The sequence below is a fragment of the Cupriavidus sp. FW305-26 genome, assembly GCF_058787975.1.
The window spans coordinates 84,633-101,530 of the sequence record NZ_JBYTAH010000016.1; the positions used below are offsets into that span (position 1 = coordinate 84,633).

The window sequence follows — 16,898 nt, forward strand, 5'->3', positions numbered from 1 at the left end:
CCCCCCCCCCCCCCCCCCCCCCCCAACGCTGGGGTCAGACGCTCAGATGGTCACGCCGCCGTCCACGACCAGCGCCTGGCCGGTCATGAAGGTGCTGGCCGCCGACGCCAGGTAGACCGCCGCCCCGGCAATCTCGACGGGTTCGCCGATGCGGCGCAGCGGCGCGCCCTGGGTGGACTGCTTGTAGCGCTCGGGATCTTCCCACAGCGCGCGCGCAAAGTCGGTCTTGATCAGCCCCGGCGCGATGCAGTTCACGCGCACGTTGTGCGGCCCGAACTCTACGGCGAGGTTGCGCGCCAGCTGGAAGTCGGCGGCCTTGGAGATGTTGTACACGCCGATGGTGGGCGAGCCGCGCAGGCCGCCGATCGACGACACGATGATGATCGAGCCGTCCTTGCGGTCGATCATCTGCGGGGCCACCATCTGGATCAGCCAGTGGTTGGAGATGACGTTGTTGTCCAGCACCTTGCGGAACTGGTCGTCCGACACGCCGCTCATGGGCCCGTAGTACGGGTTGGACGCGGCATTGCAGACCAGCACGTCGATCTTGCCGAAGGCGCGGTTGGTCTCGTCGACCAGGCGCTGCAGGTCGTCCTTTGAAGAAATATTGGCAGGGACCGCGATCGCGGTGCCGGCGCCGTGGCGGGCGTTGATGGCATCCACCACTTCCTGGCAGGCCTCGATCTTGCGCGAAGAAATGACCACCTTGGCGCCCTGGACGGCCATCTGCTCGGCGATGGCGCGGCCAATCCCGCGCGAGGAGCCGGTGACGATGGCAACCTTGCCCGTCAGATCAAACAATGACATGGAGTCTCCTGTATGGCTGCGCCGGCGTCAGGGGCCGGCTTTGTCCTGGCGACGCGCCCGCAGGCAGCATCGCCGGGACATTATGGTGGCGCCGCTGGCCCCAGTCCACAGGCCCGGGTGCCGTGCGCCGGCCATATCAGGATTCTTTCTGCGGGCAATGCGCGCCGTGCATGGCAGGCATGCTGCATAGCAGAATAATGGCGCCTCAGGTGCCGGAGGATGCCGTTGCGGGCGCCAGCAGCGCTGGCAGGGCGTCGGCCAGGCCACGCCGCAGCTCATCGTCCAGCAGCACGCCAAAGCGATCCGACAAGGCCTGCACCACGGCCTCGGGCGAGGCCAGCCGGGTTCGGCGCACGGTGCCGTCAGCTGCGCGCTCGGCCAGCTCGCCGTCGGCCAGCGTCACGCGGGTGCCGCCGTCGGTGCGCGCGGCCATCAGCCGCTGCAGGAATACGCTGTCAGGGTGCGTCGATACATACCAGTTGCGCGGCACGAAATCGATCCACGGCTGCGGTGTCAGGTCGAAGCGGTAGACCTTGATCCAGCCGGCATCGCCGCGCGCCTCCAGGTCGTAGCTGTGGAACGCGGTGGCGGAGGTCTGCGGCGGCGAAGGCGCCAGACGGTAGGGGAAGCTGTCATCGGCCGGCTCGGACAGCGGCATCGCCCTGTATGGCGTGGGGCCGCCGAAGCCGACATCGGCGAGGTAGCTGCGATGCGCCACCTCCACCCGCAGCAGCATGTGCGAGGTCGCGGTCGGCACGTCGTCGGGAACGCCCCAGCGCACGCGCGCGGCCAGCGGCGTCACAACGTAGCCGAGCGCGCTCAGCCCGGCCGCAAGCAGGGTATTGAGTTCAAAGCAGTAGCCGCCACGACGGCGCGCGACGAGCTTGTCGAAGACCGCATCCAGCTCGATCCGTACTGGCCGTCGCAGCAGCGGATCGACGTTTTCGAACGGAATGCTGGCCAGGTGCGCGGCCAGTACGATATCCAGCGCTTCCAGCGTGGGCGAGGGCGGGGCGGCGATGCCGAGGCGCGCGAGCCAGGCATCCTGTTGGGGTGCGTCCAGGGTCATCATGGTGTGCGGGGCTCCGGTGCGATGCGTTCAGTTGAGCGCTTCCAGCGCCGGCAGGTCAAGCAGTTCGATGCCGCCATACTCCAGCCGCAGCAGCCCGCGCGCTTCCAGTTCGCGCAGCGCGTGGTTCACGGTCTGGCGCGACAGGCCCAGCATCTGCGCCAGCTGCTCCTGCGGGATGCGCACGCGCTGCGTGGCCTGGACCTGCGGCAGGTTGCCGTAGCCATGCGCGATCGCGGCCAGGCGCCGGGCAATGCGGGCCGCCGGCGGCAGCAACTGCGCTTCCTCGACATAGTTGAAGGCCTGGCGCGTCTTGGCTGCCAGCAATTGCCCGAAGGCCTGCCACCATGCCGGCTGCTGCGCCAGGCGCTGCTCCAGGCTGGAGCGCGTCACATGCCACAGTGTCGTGGCGCTGACCGCGCGCGCGTCGTGGGTGCGCGGCAGGCCGTCGAACAGGCAGATCTCGCCGAACCAGGTGCCGGGTTCCAGCAGCCCGAGCAACGCCGCCTTGCCCGATTCGCCGCTGGCGTGGATCTGCATGGTGCCGCTGGCGACACAATACAGGCCGTCGAAACGGTCGCCGCGGGCAAAGAGCGTCTCGCCGGCCACCAGCCGGCGCAGGCTGCCATCATCGAGCAGTGCCTGGCGCAGTGCGGGCGGCAACTGGCTGAACCAGGCGCCGGCACGTACGGCAGCAAGCGCATCGTCGCGCGGCGGCACCGTGCCGGGCAGTTTGCCGGCGAATTGCGGTTGAGGGCGTTGCGGCGGGCTCGCCAGTCCCATGCCGGTCTCCTTTCATATGGGGTTGTGCCGGGTGTCAGCAGGGACACACAAGGGCACGCTGCGACGGTCCGGACTGTCAAAAACCTGACAGACCAGACTGTGCGCGCCCACTACTATAAATCCACATCCCGCCCGCCGCGCAGCAGCAGGCGGCAGCGTCCGGCCGCCCTTGCGGCGCGGCACGCGCACGCCTGCGCATACAAGGAGATACCCCCGTGAAAACCCTGATCGAACACCTGGCCAACTACGCCGCCTACCATCGCGACCCGCGCAACGTCTTTACGCACTTCATTGGCATTCCGATGATCGTGCTGGCAGTGACGACGCTGCTGGCGCGCCCGGCGCTGCCGCTGGGCGACGGCTCTGCCTACCTGACGCCGGCGATGCTGCTGTACATCCTGTCGTGCCTGTTCTACCTGCGCCTGTCGCTGGTGTTCGGGGTGGCGATGGCGGTCATCCTGGCGTTCTTCCTCTATGCCGGCGCCCACATTGCGGCGATGCCCACCGCCTGGTGGCTTGCCATCGGCCTTGGCCTGTTCGTGGTGGGATGGGTGATCCAGTTCATCGGCCACTATTACGAGGGGCGCAAGCCGGCCTTCGTCGACGACCTGGTCGGCCTGCTGATCGGTCCGCTGTTCCTGGTGGCGGAAACCGCCTTTGCGCTGGGGCTGGCACGCGGCACGCGCGAGGCCATGGCCGCCCGCGCGCACTGATCAGGGCAGCCCCGCCGGCAGCCGCAGCCGCGCCGCCAGCCCGCCCAGCGGGCTCGATGCCAGCGCCAGGCTGCCGTCGTACATCGCGGCGATTTCCGTCACGATCGCCAGGCCCAGCCCGCTGCCGGCAGCGGCCTCGTCGAGCCGGCCAAAGCGGGCGGTGGCGAGTGCCTGCGCCTCCGGCGGCATGCCCGGGCCGTCGTCCTCGACCAGTATTTCGAGCTCGCCATCCGCTTCCTGCAGCGTGACGCGCACGCGCGTGCGCGCCCACTGGCAGGCATTGTCGAGCAGGTTGCCGAGTATTTCGACCAGGTCTTGCCTGTCGCCGGCAAAGTGCCCGGCGCCTTCAACCGTCAGCGTCAGCGCGCGCTCAGCGTGCAGCCGCGCCAGTGCTCGGGTCAGCTCCCGCACCGGCGCGCCGGCATCGATACGCTGGCCGCGCGCCGCCGCGGCGCCCGCGGCGCGGGCGCGCGCCAGATGGCGGTCGACCTGCCGGCGCATCGCTTCGACCTGCGCCGCCACCGCTTGCGCCGGCGCCCCCGGCAGCGCCGCGGCCTCGTTGGCGAGCACTGCCAGTGGCGTCTTGACCGCGTGCGCCAGGTCCGCCGCCTGCCGGCGCGAGCGTTCCAGCGCCTGAGTGTTGCGTGCCAGCAGGGCATTGATCTCGGCCACCAGGGGTTCGACTTCGGTGGGCCAGTTGCCGCCCAGGCGTGCCTCGCGCCGCGCCTGCATCGTGCCCAGCGCGCGCCGCAGCCGCGCCAGCGGCGCCAGCCCAAACTTCACCTGCGCCGCAACCGCCAGCATCAGCCCCAGTCCCAGCGCCGTCAGCGACCACGCCAGCGTCCGGTTGAAGCTGCGGCGCGCGGCACGCAGCTCGGTCCGGTCCAGTGCCACCGAGATCTCTACCGGGGTATCCGCGGACGGCAGCACCAGTTGCCGCGACACCACCAGCAACGACTGGTTGCCGGGGCCCGGGCGCACGTCGGCCTGGGCGCCGGCAAGGCGGCGCTCCACCGTCACCGGCATTTCCGTATCCCACAGCGAGCGCGAGCGCAGCAGCGCGCCCGGCGCGCGCGCCTGCCAGTAGGTGCCGGAGTAGGGCAGCTCGTAGCGGGGATCGGCGGGGGTACGGGTGAGGACCAGCTTGCCGTCGGCGCTCCAGTCCAGCGCCGCGGCCAGGCCTGCCAACTGGTGGTCGAGCTGGCGCACATAGGTGTTGTTGACGTGGCGCTCGAACAGCGTCGACAGCAGCCAGCCGCTGGCGCCCAGCGCCGCTGCCAGCCAGACCGCCGCCACTGCCAGCAGGCGCAGCGCAAGGGATCGGCGCAGGCGGGCCGGCATCTAGGGCTGCGGTGGCGACGGCGGCCGCATGCGGTAGCCCTGGCCGCGCACGGTCTCGATGACATCCACGCCAAGCTTGCGGCGCAGCCGCCCGACGAAGACCTCGATGGTGTTGCTGTCGCGGTCGAAGTCCTGGGCATAGATATGCTCGGTCAGCGCGGTCTTGCTGACGATGGCGCCGGGATGGTGCATCAGGTAGTCCAGCACGCGGAATTCATGCGAGGTCAGTGCCACCGGCGTGCCGTCGACGGTGACCTTGCCTGCGCGCGGATTCATCCGCACCGGGCCGCATTGCAGCTCCGGCGCCGGCATGCCGTGCGCGCGCCGGATCAGCGCGCGGATGCGCGCGAGCAGCTCTTCCATGCGGAATGGCTTGGCCAGGTAGTCGTCGGCGCCGGCATCGATGCCTTCGACCTTCTCGGTCCAGCTGTCGCGCGCGGTCAGGATCAGCACCGGCACGCCGACCTGCGCGGCGCGCCAGCGGCGCAGCACCGAAAGGCCGTCCAGCCGCGGCAGGCCCAGGTCCAGGATGACGGCGTCGTAGGGCTCCTGCTCGCCCAGGTGGCAGGCATCCAGGCCGTCCGCGGCCACGTCGACGGCATAGCCGGCCTCGGCCAGGCTGGCGCGGACCTGGGCGGCGAGGGCGGCTTCGTCTTCGACCAGCAAGATGCGCATCGGGGTTTCCTGTCGGTCAGGGTTTGCGGCGGGCGTTTTCCAGCCCACGCCCCTTCGCCTTGAGCAGGGCGGCCGTGCGTGCATCGTACTCGAGCTTGGCCACCGAACCGCCCGGCAACAGCAGCTTGACCTCGTATTGCCAGATGCCGTCGTCGCGGTCCAGCTCAACGCCGATGACGTCGCCCTCGTACTGGCGCGATACCGTTTCCAGGATGCGCGACAGCGGCAGGATTTCGCCGGACTGCACGGCCGCGCGGGCGCGGTCGGCGTCCTTGTCGGCGTGCGCGGCCGGCATCGCCGCCAGCGCCAGCAGCGCCGCAGCGACCAGCACGCCGGGGCGCAGGAGGGCCGGGAAGTTGAACTTCATGGCCCGGAGTTTGCCTCAGATTGCCTGAATGCGGGCTGAACGAAACCCTCGTGACCAGGCAGCAAACGGTAGCGCCGCAGCACGCGCATCGCTGCGCGCACAGGCACCGAAGAGCCTGCCGCGAACGCCAAAACGGGGGTACGTAGGCCGTATTCGCGTTTCCACTGAGGCAAAGCCGCGACAAAACCCGGGGTTTTCACGGGGTTTTACGTTTCGAATGCACGAAAACCCCTTGACTTACGGTACTTTCCGCTATGATTCAGTGGGCGTCGAGCAGACGATTGCGCAACGCTGAGAAGCAATGCGAAACACCTGCCGACACCCATCTGTTCAACTTACGAATATCGATATGGCGACCAAAGCGAAACCGACCGCGAAGACTGCAACCAAGCCCGCTGCCAAGAAGGCCGCGGCAACCAAGGCACCCGTGAAGGCTGCCGCCAAGAAGGCCACGCCGGCCAAGAAGGCTGCTCCCGCCGCTGCGCCCGTTGCGCGCCCGCTGAAGGACACCTTCAACAAGTCGAGCCTGGTCGCTCACCTGGTAGCCCAGACCCAACTGGAAGCCAAGGCCGTGAAGACGGTGCTGGCCCACCTGGAAACCACCATCATCGGCGCGCTGAACAAGAAGGGCGCTGGCGAGTTCACGCTGCCCGGCCTGCTGAAGGTCACGGCGCAGCAAGTGCCGGCCAAGAAGAAGCGTTTCGGCAAGGACCCGTTCACCGGTGAAGAGCGTTGGTTCCCGGCCAAGCCGGCCAGCGTCAAGGTCAAGGTCCGTCCGCTGAAGAAGCTGAAGGACGCCGCAGCCTGATCTGCGCCACGTTGTTCTGACAAAAAAGGAGCCGCTTGCCGGCTCCTTTTTTTATGCGCGAGCGCAATACGTGCCGCGCGTTCCTGCATTTTCAGCCGCCGGCGACAGACCGGCGCGGGAGGAGACACGATGCCAAGTCTGCAAAGCCAGCTGTGGCGGCTTGCCTTGCGCCTGGTCCGCCGCAAGCGGCGGTTTGCCAGCGCCCAGGCGCTCCATGATGAAATCCGGCGGCGCCGTATCGTCGGACGCGCCTATCCGTCCCGGCGCCTGCGTGCGCGGCATGCGGTCAGCGAGGAGCGGATCGCCGGAATGGAGGTCTACACCGTGCGGCCCAGGGGCGGGCCTGCGCACGGTAAATCCCGCCATATCCTTTACCTGCACGGCGGCGGCTATGTCTTCGACATCGTCAGCCAGCACTGGGATTTCATCGGCAAGCTGGTGGACGCGCTTGGCTGCGCGGTGACGGTGCCGGTCTATCCGCTGGCGCCTGAACATACCCACCGCGACGTGTTCGCGGCCATGGTGCCGCTGTGGCAGGTGCTGCAGCAGCGCCATCCGGGCGCAGACCTGACCGTCATGGGCGATTCCGCTGGCGGCGGCATGGCACTGGCGCTGGCACAGGTGCTGCGCGACAGCGGCCAGCCGCTGCCGCGGCGGCTGGTGTTGCTGTCGCCGTTCCTGGATGCCACCGGCGACAATCCCGGCATCGATGCCCTGGAGCCGTTCGACCCGATGCTGTCACGCCCCGGGGGCATTGAATGCGGGCGCGTCTATGCCGGCGCGGATCCGGTCACCCTGCCGCAGGTCAGTCCCATGCACGGCGTGTTGCGTGGGTTGCCGCCCACCACGTTGTTTATCGGCACCCATGACATCCTGCTGCCCGACTGCAGGAAGTTCCGCCAGATGGCCGACGAGCAGGGCCTGCCGCTTCGGTATCACGAGGGCGAGGGAATGTTCCACGTCTGGATGCTGCTGCCGATGCCGGAAGCGGACGCGGCGTTTGCCGAGATTGTGCGGTCAGTGCTTGCCGACGACGCGCACGGCACGGAGGGTAGGGACGGGCTGGCGCCTGTGCGCACTGCCGTTGCCCCGCAGGAGGTGACCGACCCGGGTTGATGCCGGCCGCCCGGTGATTCATGCCAGGCTGGCCGCAACCGGATCCGACTGGAGCAAGATTAACCTGCGTCAAATGGACAGGACGGGCGCCCCCCTAGAATCGGTCAGGTCATGGGTGCGGGGGCGCTCCCCATGACAGAGCTTCCGGAGTCTTCCTGAAGCTTCCGCCCGCGGCCGCAATGGCTGCGGGTTTTTTATTTGGCGGCCACCATCCGGTCCGCAAACTCAGGCCACCACCTGCTTGGCATAGGTTGCCCGCGCCATCTCGCAGACCTCTACCGACACCTGCACGTCCTGGCCGGTGCCGGAGCCGGCGCGCACGGCTTCGGCGATCACGTCGCAGACGGCCTGCGCCAGCGCCTGGCGCACGGCGGTGTCGCGGCCGTCCAGGATCGACAGGCGCGCGTGGACAAAGGCCCGCTCGACCGCGTCCACGCCCTGGCGGTAAGTCGACAGCGTGACGCAGCGCGACTTGATGTCCGCCTCCTGGAACTGTCCGGAGGCCAGCAGGGCGGCATTGGCTTCATCCAGCAACTCTTCCTGCGAGCAGTTCAGGCGGGTGTTTTCGGTGAGTTCGATGACGAGGTGAGGCATGGCGGCGTCCTGACTGTGTTCCGGTGAAACCGAGCATGATACGGGATCGGGGGCGCGTGGCGGGGGCACCAATGCAAACGGGGCGCTTTATGGCGCCCCGTCGGGATGTGCTGCTGGTGCGGATCAGGCGGGGACGGGCGTGCGCTCGCGTGCCGGTGCCAGTGCGCCGCCAAAGCGGGCCGGAATTTCCCGGGCGAGCTGCTGCAGCTGGGCCAGCTTGGCCTTCAGGCCGGCATCCAGTTTCGGTGCAGGCATCACCGTGGACGGGCAGGCCACGCCCAGGATGCCGAGCGCCTGCTGGAAGTTCTCCAGGGTCAGCCCGGCAGCCGGGTCAACGGTGACGAGATGCTCGCGCAAGGCCTCGGGCATCGACTCCGGGGCGGCGCAGGAAATGATCACGTAGTGAACCGGCTTGGCGCCCTGGGCGAAATAAGCTTCGATCTCCGCACCATGGCCGCTTGCGGCCGGCGGGGTCATGGCTTCGACCTGCAGGTCCAGCTGCTGCAGGATTGCCGCGGGCGTGCCGCGGCGCCAGGCGTCGGACACCACCACGCGGGCGCCGGCCACGCCGAACAACCTGCGTACGAACCCCAGCGCGACAGGATCAAAGAACCGGACGTCGCGCAGCGTGCCCGAATCCGGAATGCCGCCGAGGCGGGTGCGGGAGCGGTCGGAATACAGGACGCCGGGTACGTCCAGCATGATGAGTCGTTCAGCCATGGTTTCCTGTGCGGGTGACAGTTCAGTTGGTGTGAACCAAGATTACTCGCCACGGGCAGGCTGACACGTAACCGGCGCGGGTTCAGTTGAAACAGATCTGTAACTTTATCGGTGTAGACGTAAATGCCGGTTACGTCGCCATGACAAATGTTTCGCCCAGACACATCTGCCCGTTACAAAGATGACACGCACTAGAAGCGGAAGCGGGCCACATCGTCGGCCAGTGCCGCTGCGTGCTGGTCCAGCCGGGCTGCCTGGCTGGCCAGCTCATCGACCAGCGCCGCGTTCTGCTGGGCGGTCTGGCGCAGCTGCGATACGGATTGCCCGGCGGCCTGCACGCTGCCGGCCTGCTCGTCGGCAAGCGTGCGCAAGGCCTCGGACAGCGCATGGCTGTGCCCGACGGTAGCCGCGATGCGGTCCATTGCCGCCACCACGCTGGCGCTCAGGCGCGCGCCTTGCTCGATCTCGTGTGTAGCGGTGCTGACGATGCCGCCGATCTCGCGCGCCGCATCGGCGCTGCGCTGGGCCAGCGCGCGCACTTCTTGCGCGACCACCGCGAAGCCGCGGCCGGCGGGGCCGGCGCGGGCCGCTTCCACCGCGGCATTCAGCGCCAGTATATTGGTCTGGAAGGCGATCCCCTGGATCACGCCGACGATCTCGGCGATATGGCGCGAGTGGCCGTGCAGCGTATCCATCGCGCCGCGCATCTGCTGCACCACGGCAGCGCCGGCATCGGTGGCGGCGCGTGCCTGGCTGGCCATCTGGCTCGATTCGGTGGCCTGGGCGTGCGCGTCGGCCACGCGTGCTGCCAGTGCCTGCATGCTGCCGGTGGTGGCATCGAGCGCGCTGGCCTGCCGCTGGGTGCGCGCCGACAAGGCGTGGTTGTCTTCGGCGATCTGCTGGCCGGCCGCGGTGATCTCCTGGGCGCTGGCCTGAATACGGGCCAGTACGCCGGCAAGCTGGTCGCGCATGCCGGCCACGTGGTGCAGCATGCTGCTATGGTCCGACGGGCGCAGGGTGATAGTGGCGGTCAGGTCGCCGGCGGCTATGCGGCGAGCGATCTCGGCGGCGTCGCGCGGCTCGCCGCCAAGTTCGGCACGCAGGCTGCGCGCAGCGATCCACGCCAGCGCGGCGGCCGCCAGCAGGCTGGCGCCGAGCAGGGCGGCCATCCATGCCTGCGCGCGCAGCTGGCTGGCCGCCACGCTGGCCACCGTGGCGGCGGCCTTTTGTTCCTGCTGCTGGCGCACGGCTTCCACTTGCCGGCTGAGGGATTGCAGCTGTTCAGTAACGAAGTGGCCGTCGACCGAGACCGCGCTGTCGAATTGCAGCGAGTCCAGCGGCTGCTTGCGCAGCAGCGCCACGTAGGCCTGCACCAGCTCGCCGGTGCGCTGGCGTTCGCGCAGCAGCGGCGCGGCCTGTGCTGCGGCGGCCTGGCGTACGCCGGCCAGCGCAGCATCGAGCTGCGACAGGCCGAGCGCGACGTCGGCGGCGGCATCGTCGCGCTCGGTGCTGCTGGTGGCCATGGTCAACGCCAGCTGGGCACGGCCGAGGGTGGCCAGTGCCGACTGCGCGCGCTCGGCCGAGATGGCACCGTGCATGTCGTGCTGGTACAGGGTGTCGGTGCGCGCCTTGATCGAGACCAGGTTGGCGATCCCGGTCAACCCGACCGCGGCACCGAACAGGTACACCAGGGCAAAGGCAGCGCACAGGCGTGCCACCAGCGGCAGGCGGCCCAGTCGTGCGGAAAGCCGCGCGAACAGCCGCGCGGGGGCAGCTGCCCGGCTGCGGCCGGGCAGGTGTGTCTTGATGACTTGCACCACGGAGAAGACTCCAAACGGGCGTGCTGGCTCCTGAAGGATGCACGGCCCGGGCTTGACCCGAATTGCCGCGCGCGCTGTCCTCTGTCCGGGACGGTCGCAGGCGGCGCACGGATGGTCGATCATCAACGTGACGCCGGCGTGACATGGAATGAGGATTTTTGTCATCACGCTGTCATATCCATGTCATGCAATGTCGCTCGCCCTCTTGCCCCATCCCCGGATTTCCCGCCATGACAGGCCTGCCTGCCGCCACGCCTTTGCTCGACCGCGCACCTGTCGCATCTGGTACCCCCATCGCCGCAGCACTTGCGCATGCGCGGCTGCCGCCGCTGCATGCGGTATTCCAGCCGATCGTGCAGGCGGACAATGCCGAGATCCTCGGCTACGAGGCGCTGATCCGGGGGCCGGCGGGCTCGCCCTGGGCGAGCCCGGACGCGTTGTTCCGGCTGGCGCAGGGCGTTGCCGCGACCATGGCGCTGGAGATCCACGCGGCGCGCACCGCGCTGGCCGCCTGGCGCAGCCTGGACCTGCCCGGCAAGCTGTTCCTCAATTTCAGCCCCATGACGTTGCGGCACCTGCTGGCCGAGCGCGGGCGGCTGATGGCGGCGCTGCTGGAGGCCGGTATTGCGCCGTCGCGCCTGGTGATCGAAATCACCGAACAGACCCCGATCGGCGATGCTGCCAGCTTTGCCCAGGCGATGGCAGTGCTGCGCGAGCTTGGCATGCAGTACGCGCTGGATGATTTCGGCACCGGGCATGCCAACCTCGACCTGCTTGCGCACCTGTCGCCGCAGTTCGTCAAGATCGACAAATCGCTGGTGCGGGGCATTGCGTCCTGTTCGCGGCGGCTGGAGATCCTGCGCGCGCTGCTGCGCGTGATGAGCGCCTTTGGCGGGCGCGTGATCGCCGAAGGCGTCGAGGACGAAGACGAGCTCGCCGTGATCCGCGACCTGGGCGTGGCCGGCGCCCAGGGCTACTACGTGGGCCGGCCCTTGTTGCGGCCGGCCGCGCAGGCGCCGCAGCACGTGCACCAGGCGTTGGCTTCGCGGCATATCGCCGTGTTTCCGCAAATGGTGCGCTCAGGCTGGTCGGGCATCACCGCCGGGCGCCTGCTGCGGCCTGCGCCGACGGTGTCGCCTGCCACCAGCAACGATGCGGTGCTGCGCGTCTTCCAGGACCAGCCCGACCTGCAGGCCGTGGCCGTCGTCAATGACGAAGGCCGGCCGCTGGCGATCATCAGCCGCCAGGCTTTCATCGACCGCTACGCGGCGCCATTCCATCGCGAGCTGTATGGCAAGAAGGCCTGCATCGCCATGGCCAACCGCGAGCCGGCCTGCTTTGACCATCGCGCCAGCCTGGAGGAGATGGCGCAGATCCTGTCCGGCGAGAACACGCGCTCGCTTGCCGATGGTTTCGTGATTACCGAACAGGGCCGCTATATCGGCCTGGGCACCGGCGCTGATCTGATCCGGGCCATCACCGAAGTGCGCATGGAGGCGGCGCGCTACGCCAATCCGCTGACCTTCCTGCCCGGCAATATCCCGCTGAACCAGCATATCGAGCGCCTGATCGAAGCCGCCAGCGAGTTCCGCGCCTGCTATGTCGACCTGAACCACTTCAAGCCCTTCAACGACAAATATGGCTACTGGAAGGGCGATGAAATGCTCAAGGGCGCGGCCGCCATCCTGGCCGAGGCCTGTGATCCCGCACGCGATTTTCTCGGCCATGTGGGCGGCGACGACTTCCTGGTGCTGTACCAGAGCAGCGACTGGGCCGCGCGCCTGCAAGCTGCGATCCGGCGCTTCAATGACGCGGCGCGCGCCATGTATTCGCCCGCCGATCGCAACGCCGGCGGCATGCATGGCGAAGACCGCCACGGGCGGCCGGTCTTTTTTGCGCCAGTGTCGATGGCGGTTGGCGTGGTGTGCGTGAGCGGCGAGGGCGTGGCGGGCCTGCAGCGGCTGGGCAGCCAGCATATCGGCGCCGCCGCGGCGGCGGCCAAGCGCGAGGCCAAGCGCTCGGCAACCGGCATGGCCGTGCTGGATTTCCTGTCGCTGGCCGCGACGCTGTCGGTCTAGCGGTCCGGCTGCCTGCGTCTGGTGAGCCGGCGGTCCGACGCGGGCAGCCTGGGCGTTGCGCCCCCTTCCAGTACGTCGAGCCGGTAGCCGTGAGCGTAGACGACAGTGATGACGATGCCGTTGGCGATGCCGATGCGCAGGGTCTTGCGCAGGCGCGACATCAGTCCCGCCAGTGCCCGCGACAGCGGCGCCAGTTCATGCCGCCACACCGCCTGCTGGATGCGGTCGCTGGACAGGACCCTGCCGACATTGGAAAACAACAGCATGGCCAGGTCGAATTCCTTCGGCGTCATTTCGATGCGCTCGTCGTGCAGCGTGGCAAAGCGGCCCACGCTGTTGAGCTGGTAGGGGCCGACGCGCACTACCAGGCCCTGGCGCAGGCGCTCGCCGGTCACCCGGCGGCGCAGCGCCGTGATGCGTGCCATGAGCACGCGCACATTGAGCGGGCGGCACACGTAGTCATCAGCGCCGGCGTCGAGTGCATCGATGAGGCCGTCTTCACTGCTGTCGGCCGCAAGCATGATGATGGGCACATCGCGTGAGCGCGCACAGCGCACGGCACGGATAACGTCGATGGCCGGCAGGTCTGGCAGTTCATCATCGATCAGCAGCATGTCGAACGGTACCTGGCTGACACCGTGGATCAGGTCGCGGCCCGTTTCAAACACGTTGCAACGATAACCGGAACGTGCCAGCAGTTCCGGCACCGGCCGGAGTTGGGGCGACTTGCCCATGAGCAGCGCAATATTCATCGATGGCGAAATACGAGAGCCGTGGCAGGGACGGCCGGACCGCGGCAGGGCTGGAGCCGGACAGCGATGGAACGAAGGCAGGCACCAGGCGCGCGCGCAGCACTACCGTTCGCATGCAGCAAGCGTACAAAAAGTGTGGTCCACAGGACAATCGGACATTTCTGAAATTTCTGCTGTTTTTTTGATGGTGCTCGCGTTGGTAGCGTGACGGAGCGTTTGTCGGCGGGGCCGATGGCGATATGCAAAGTTGTCCACAGCTCCTGTGGACAAGCCAGGGCGCAGTGGCCGGACTGCGGCCTGGCACCGTGATGCTGTCGGCGTGCCAAAAAAGAAGGCAGCGCGCGGGCACTATGGGCGCCGTGCTGTCAACATTCGGGCAGGGTGTGCCAAAATAGCGCGCATCGCGTTCCGGTCCGGGGACTCAAGCCCACCGATGCTGCAGAGCCCGAGTGTCATCGCCATCATCGTCCTGTGCTTTCACGTCGTCGGCGTGGTGGCTGCCCTGCATGCCGTCATGACGGTGCGCACCGCGCCCGGCGCGATCGCGTGGGCGGGGTCGCTGCTGATGATGCCGTACTTCACGCTGGTGCCCTACCTGATCTTCGGGCGCAGCACCTTCGCCGGCTACGTCGACGCCCGGCGCTTCAATGACGACCACCTGCGCGAGCTGCGCCACGGCATGACCCCGCGCGAGCGCGAGGCGCGCAGCGCCTGCGTGGTCCATGCGCCGGCGCAGGCCTGCATGCGTGCGCTACCCCGGCTGACCGGCATGCCGTGCCTGGCCAACAATGACGTGCGCTTGCTGGTCAACGGCGAGCAGACCTTCGAGGCGATCTTTGCCGCGATCGCGCGGGCCAGCCAGGTGCTGATCGTGCAGTTCTTCATCGTGCATGACGATGCGCTGGGCCAGCGCCTGCAGGCGCTGCTGTGCGAGCGCGCGCGGGCCGGCGTCAAGGTGTACTTCCTGTTCGATCGCATCGGCTGCCACGCGCTGCCGCGCCGCTACGTGCGCACGCTGGCCGAGGCCGGCGTCGATGCGCGGGCATTCTCCACGCACCGCGGCTTTGTCAACCGGTTCCAGCTCAATTTTCGCAACCATCGCAAGCTGGTGATCGTCGATGGCAGCGAGGCCTTTGTCGGTGGCCACAACGTCGGCGTCGAATACCTGGGCGAACGCCCGCCACTGGCGCCGTGGCGCGACACCCATATTGCACTGCGCGGCAGCGCCGTGCTGGACCTGCAGATGGCCTTTGCCGAAGACTGGTTCTGGGCCGCGCGCGAGGTGCCGCACCTGCTGATGCCGCCGCCAGAAGCGGGCGGGCGCATGACCTGCCAGGTGGTGCCGTCAGGCCCTGCCGACGCGCAGGAGACCTGTTCGCTGTTCTTTGTCGAGGCCATCCAGGCGGCGCGCCACCGGCTGTGGATCACGTCGCCGTATTTCGTGCCCGACGAGGCGGTGTTTGCGGTGCTGCGGCTGGCCGTGCTGCGCGGCGTGGATGTGCGCATCCTGATTCCAGCGCGGCCCGATCACCTGGTGGTCTATGCCGCCTCCACTATCTATGCGTACCAGGCCGTGTCCGCGGGCATCAAGCTGTATCGCTACCAGCCCGGCTTCCTGCACCAGAAGGTCATCCTGATCGACGACGAAGCCGCGGCGGTCGGCACCGCCAACCTGGACAACCGCTCGTTCCGGCTCAACTTCGAGCTGATGGTGATGACTGCCGACAAGGGCTTTGCCGCGAGCGTGGCCACCATGCTCGAAGCCGACTTCGCCCAGGCCCGGCGCGTCGGGCTGAACGAGTTCCTCGATGCGCCGGCGCCGCTGCGCGTGGCGATGCACGTCGCCAAGCTGTTTGCGCCCATCCTCTGAAGCCCGCGTTCCGGTCCGCTGGTTCCTGCAATTCTCAATGCAACAGACTTGTTGCGGCCTGATTGTGTACACTGTTCACTATAAGCGTATGCACATCATGAACCGTTATCCATATTCAAGGGGAGCCGCATGACCCGGGCTGTCCCCGCGCCTCCGGCGCGCGCCACCTACCGCCACGGCGACCTGCGCCGCGCGCTGCTGGACGCAGGCATCGACCTGGCACGCGAGGGTGGCCCCGACGCCATCGTGCTGCGCGAGGCCACACGCCGTGCCGGCGTGGTGCCCAATGCCGCGTACCGGCACTTCGCCAGCCGGCAGGACCTGCTGCAGGCAGTGCGGGCCTCGGCCTTGTCGTCGCTTGCCATTGCTATGGAGGGTGAAATCGGCGGGCTGCGCCCGGGCCGTGGAGCCGCCGCGCATGCGCGTGCCTGCCTGCGTGCGGTCGGCACCGGCTACCTGCGCTTTGCGCTGGCCGAGACCGGACTGTTCCGCACCGCGTTTTCGGTGCCGGATGAAGTGGAAGATGATGCCGATCCGGCCAAGGCAGGCAACAGCGGTCTCAATCCGTTCCAGCTGCTGGGTGCGGCGCTGGACAAGCTGGTGGAAGCCGGCGTGCTGCCGCCCGAGCGCCGGCCGGGTGCGGAGTACCTGGCGTGGTCGGCCGTGCATGGCCTGGCCGTCCTGCTGATCGACGGCCCGCTGCGCAGTCGCGCCAAGGAGCAGGCAGAGATCCTCGGGCAGCGCCTGCTCGACATGGTCGAGAAGGGCCTCTAGCGCCTGCAGCAGGATCACGGCGAAAAAAATGCCACGATGGCCAGAAACCATCGTGGCAGTGTAAGGAACCAGGAAGGGGGTCAACCTGGCTCTGTCGGGGCACCCGCGGGCCGGGTGCAAGAGGACTGTATTCCGTTGCTTCTCAGCTGAATATCGGACATTTCTTAAATATCGCCCTGAATTGTCTCGATCTACGCAGGTCGATTGCCGCGCGCTATCGGGGCGCGTCCGCATTTCGAGGAATTGCGCGGCCTGCAGAACAGTCTAACTTGCTGTCAGGCAGCCGAACGCCGGCGCCACGGTGAGGAGCGGATCATGCGATATGGATTGGGAGCGGCCCTCTGCGTGGCAGTGCTGGCTGGCTGCGTCGCCTATCCCTATGCTGGCGACTCTTACTACCCTGCTTATCCGGCTTATCCGGCTTATCCGGTTTCCTCTGCCTACTATGACGGTTACCCGGCGCCGGCGTACTACCCGTACTACCGTCCTTGGCCGGGCTACGGTGGTTTCTACGGCAGCTTTACCTATATCCACGGCGGCAGCTACGGCAGGCATGGCGGGCATCACTGGCATGGCGGTGGTGGCCGTGGGCACGGTGGCTGGCATGGGGG

The 16,898-nt window shown here is 68.0% G+C and carries 18 protein-coding genes; 8 read left to right on the forward strand and 10 right to left on the reverse strand.

The genetic code is table 11. The annotated features are described in order from the left end of the window. Nucleotides 1–42: 42 nt before the first annotated feature. From AC3WQZ_RS12065 to AC3WQZ_RS12075, 3 genes are all read right to left on the reverse strand, one after another. Nucleotides 43–807, reverse strand: coding sequence for an SDR family oxidoreductase (locus AC3WQZ_RS12065; protein WP_011617096.1), 765 nt, complete (start codon nt 805–807; stop codon nt 43–45). A gap of 205 nt (nt 808–1,012) precedes the next feature. Further along, entirely contained in the window at nt 1,013–1,879 is an 867-nt protein-coding gene (locus AC3WQZ_RS12070) for an arylamine N-acetyltransferase family protein (RefSeq protein ID WP_011617097.1), read from the reverse strand. A gap of 27 nt (nt 1,880–1,906) precedes the next feature. Then, the gene (locus AC3WQZ_RS12075; protein WP_058697089.1) at nt 1,907–2,659 is read right to left on the reverse strand and encodes a Crp/Fnr family transcriptional regulator; all 753 of its coding nucleotides are present in this window, start codon (nt 2,657–2,659) and stop codon (nt 1,907–1,909) included. Nucleotides 2,660–2,874: 215 nt separating this feature from the next. On the opposite strand from AC3WQZ_RS12075, the gene AC3WQZ_RS12080 reads away from it, so the two are divergent. After that, nucleotides 2,875–3,372 (forward strand): Mpo1 family 2-hydroxy fatty acid dioxygenase, encoded by a 498-nt coding sequence (locus tag AC3WQZ_RS12080; protein ID WP_010809411.1) that lies wholly within the window; start codon nt 2,875–2,877, stop codon nt 3,370–3,372. On the opposite strand, the gene AC3WQZ_RS12085 is transcribed toward AC3WQZ_RS12080, so the two are convergent. Genes AC3WQZ_RS12085 through AC3WQZ_RS12095 form a run of 3 tightly spaced genes read right to left on the reverse strand, consistent with a single transcriptional unit; the run spans nt 3,373 to nt 5,755 of the window. Beyond that, a complete protein-coding gene (locus AC3WQZ_RS12085) occupies nt 3,373–4,713 on the reverse strand; it encodes a sensor histidine kinase (RefSeq protein ID WP_492297053.1) in 1,341 nt (446 codons plus the stop codon). Then, the gene (locus AC3WQZ_RS12090; RefSeq protein WP_011617100.1) at nt 4,714–5,388 is read right to left on the reverse strand and encodes a response regulator transcription factor; all 675 of its coding nucleotides are present in this window, start codon (nt 5,386–5,388) and stop codon (nt 4,714–4,716) included. A gap of 16 nt (nt 5,389–5,404) precedes the next feature. Next, nucleotides 5,405–5,755 carry a PepSY domain-containing protein gene (locus tag AC3WQZ_RS12095; protein ID WP_010809408.1) on the reverse strand — a complete coding sequence of 117 codons (351 nt, stop codon included), beginning with the start codon at nt 5,753–5,755 and terminating at the stop codon, nt 5,405–5,407. A gap of 349 nt (nt 5,756–6,104) precedes the next feature. Here AC3WQZ_RS12095 and AC3WQZ_RS12100 point away from each other — a divergent pair, with 349 nt between their 5' ends. Both AC3WQZ_RS12100 and AC3WQZ_RS12105 read left to right on the forward strand, forming a co-directional pair. Beyond that, nucleotides 6,105–6,563: an HU family DNA-binding protein gene (locus AC3WQZ_RS12100; protein WP_010809407.1), complete on the forward strand. Its 459-nt coding sequence runs from the start codon at nt 6,105–6,107 to the stop codon at nt 6,561–6,563. A 129-nt stretch (nt 6,564–6,692) separates the two neighbouring features. Next, nucleotides 6,693–7,679, forward strand: a complete 987-nt coding sequence (locus tag AC3WQZ_RS12105) for an alpha/beta hydrolase fold domain-containing protein (RefSeq protein ID WP_011617102.1) — start codon at nt 6,693–6,695, stop codon at nt 7,677–7,679. Between the two features lie 225 nt (nt 7,680–7,904). On the opposite strand, the gene AC3WQZ_RS12110 is transcribed toward AC3WQZ_RS12105, so the two are convergent. The 3 genes from AC3WQZ_RS12110 to AC3WQZ_RS12120 form a co-directional block, all read right to left on the reverse strand. Further along, complete coding sequence (locus tag AC3WQZ_RS12110) at nt 7,905–8,273, reverse strand: 5-carboxymethyl-2-hydroxymuconate Delta-isomerase (protein ID WP_010809405.1); 369 nt, start codon at nt 8,271–8,273, stop codon at nt 7,905–7,907. A 123-nt stretch (nt 8,274–8,396) separates the two neighbouring features. Further along, nucleotides 8,397–8,993 carry an HAD domain-containing protein gene (locus tag AC3WQZ_RS12115; protein WP_492300608.1) on the reverse strand — a complete coding sequence of 199 codons (597 nt, stop codon included), beginning with the start codon at nt 8,991–8,993 and terminating at the stop codon, nt 8,397–8,399. A gap of 191 nt (nt 8,994–9,184) precedes the next feature. Then, on the reverse strand, nt 9,185–10,813 hold the full coding sequence (locus tag AC3WQZ_RS12120) for a methyl-accepting chemotaxis protein (protein ID WP_010809403.1): 1,629 nt from the start codon (nt 10,811–10,813) through the stop codon (nt 9,185–9,187). A gap of 230 nt (nt 10,814–11,043) precedes the next feature. Between AC3WQZ_RS12120 and AC3WQZ_RS12125 the strand changes: the two genes are divergently transcribed. Further along, nucleotides 11,044–12,891, forward strand: coding sequence for a phosphodiesterase (locus tag AC3WQZ_RS12125; protein ID WP_010809402.1), 1,848 nt, complete (start codon nt 11,044–11,046; stop codon nt 12,889–12,891). Here the strand turns inward: AC3WQZ_RS12125 and AC3WQZ_RS12130 are convergent. Next, on the reverse strand, nt 12,888–13,643 hold the full coding sequence (locus tag AC3WQZ_RS12130) for a response regulator transcription factor (protein WP_011617105.1): 756 nt from the start codon (nt 13,641–13,643) through the stop codon (nt 12,888–12,890). The two genes, AC3WQZ_RS12125 and AC3WQZ_RS12130, sit on opposite strands and share 4 nt — an antisense overlap. On the opposite strand from AC3WQZ_RS12130, the gene AC3WQZ_RS12135 reads away from it, so the two are divergent. The 4 genes from AC3WQZ_RS12135 to AC3WQZ_RS12150 form a co-directional block, all read left to right on the forward strand. Then, nucleotides 13,624–13,851, forward strand: a complete 228-nt coding sequence (locus AC3WQZ_RS12135; protein WP_492300612.1) for a hypothetical protein — start codon at nt 13,624–13,626, stop codon at nt 13,849–13,851. The two genes, AC3WQZ_RS12130 and AC3WQZ_RS12135, sit on opposite strands and share 20 nt — an antisense overlap. Nucleotides 13,852–14,076: 225 nt before the next feature. After that, nucleotides 14,077–15,513, forward strand: coding sequence for a cardiolipin synthase (gene cls / locus AC3WQZ_RS12140; RefSeq protein ID WP_010809400.1), 1,437 nt, complete (start codon nt 14,077–14,079; stop codon nt 15,511–15,513). A gap of 129 nt (nt 15,514–15,642) precedes the next feature. Then, nucleotides 15,643–16,287, forward strand: coding sequence for a TetR/AcrR family transcriptional regulator (locus tag AC3WQZ_RS12145; RefSeq protein ID WP_010809399.1), 645 nt, complete (start codon nt 15,643–15,645; stop codon nt 16,285–16,287). 315 nt (nt 16,288–16,602) lie between these two features. Next, nucleotides 16,603–16,898 (forward strand): hypothetical protein (locus AC3WQZ_RS12150; RefSeq protein ID WP_492300610.1); only part of this gene is annotated, 296 nt, incomplete at its 3' end.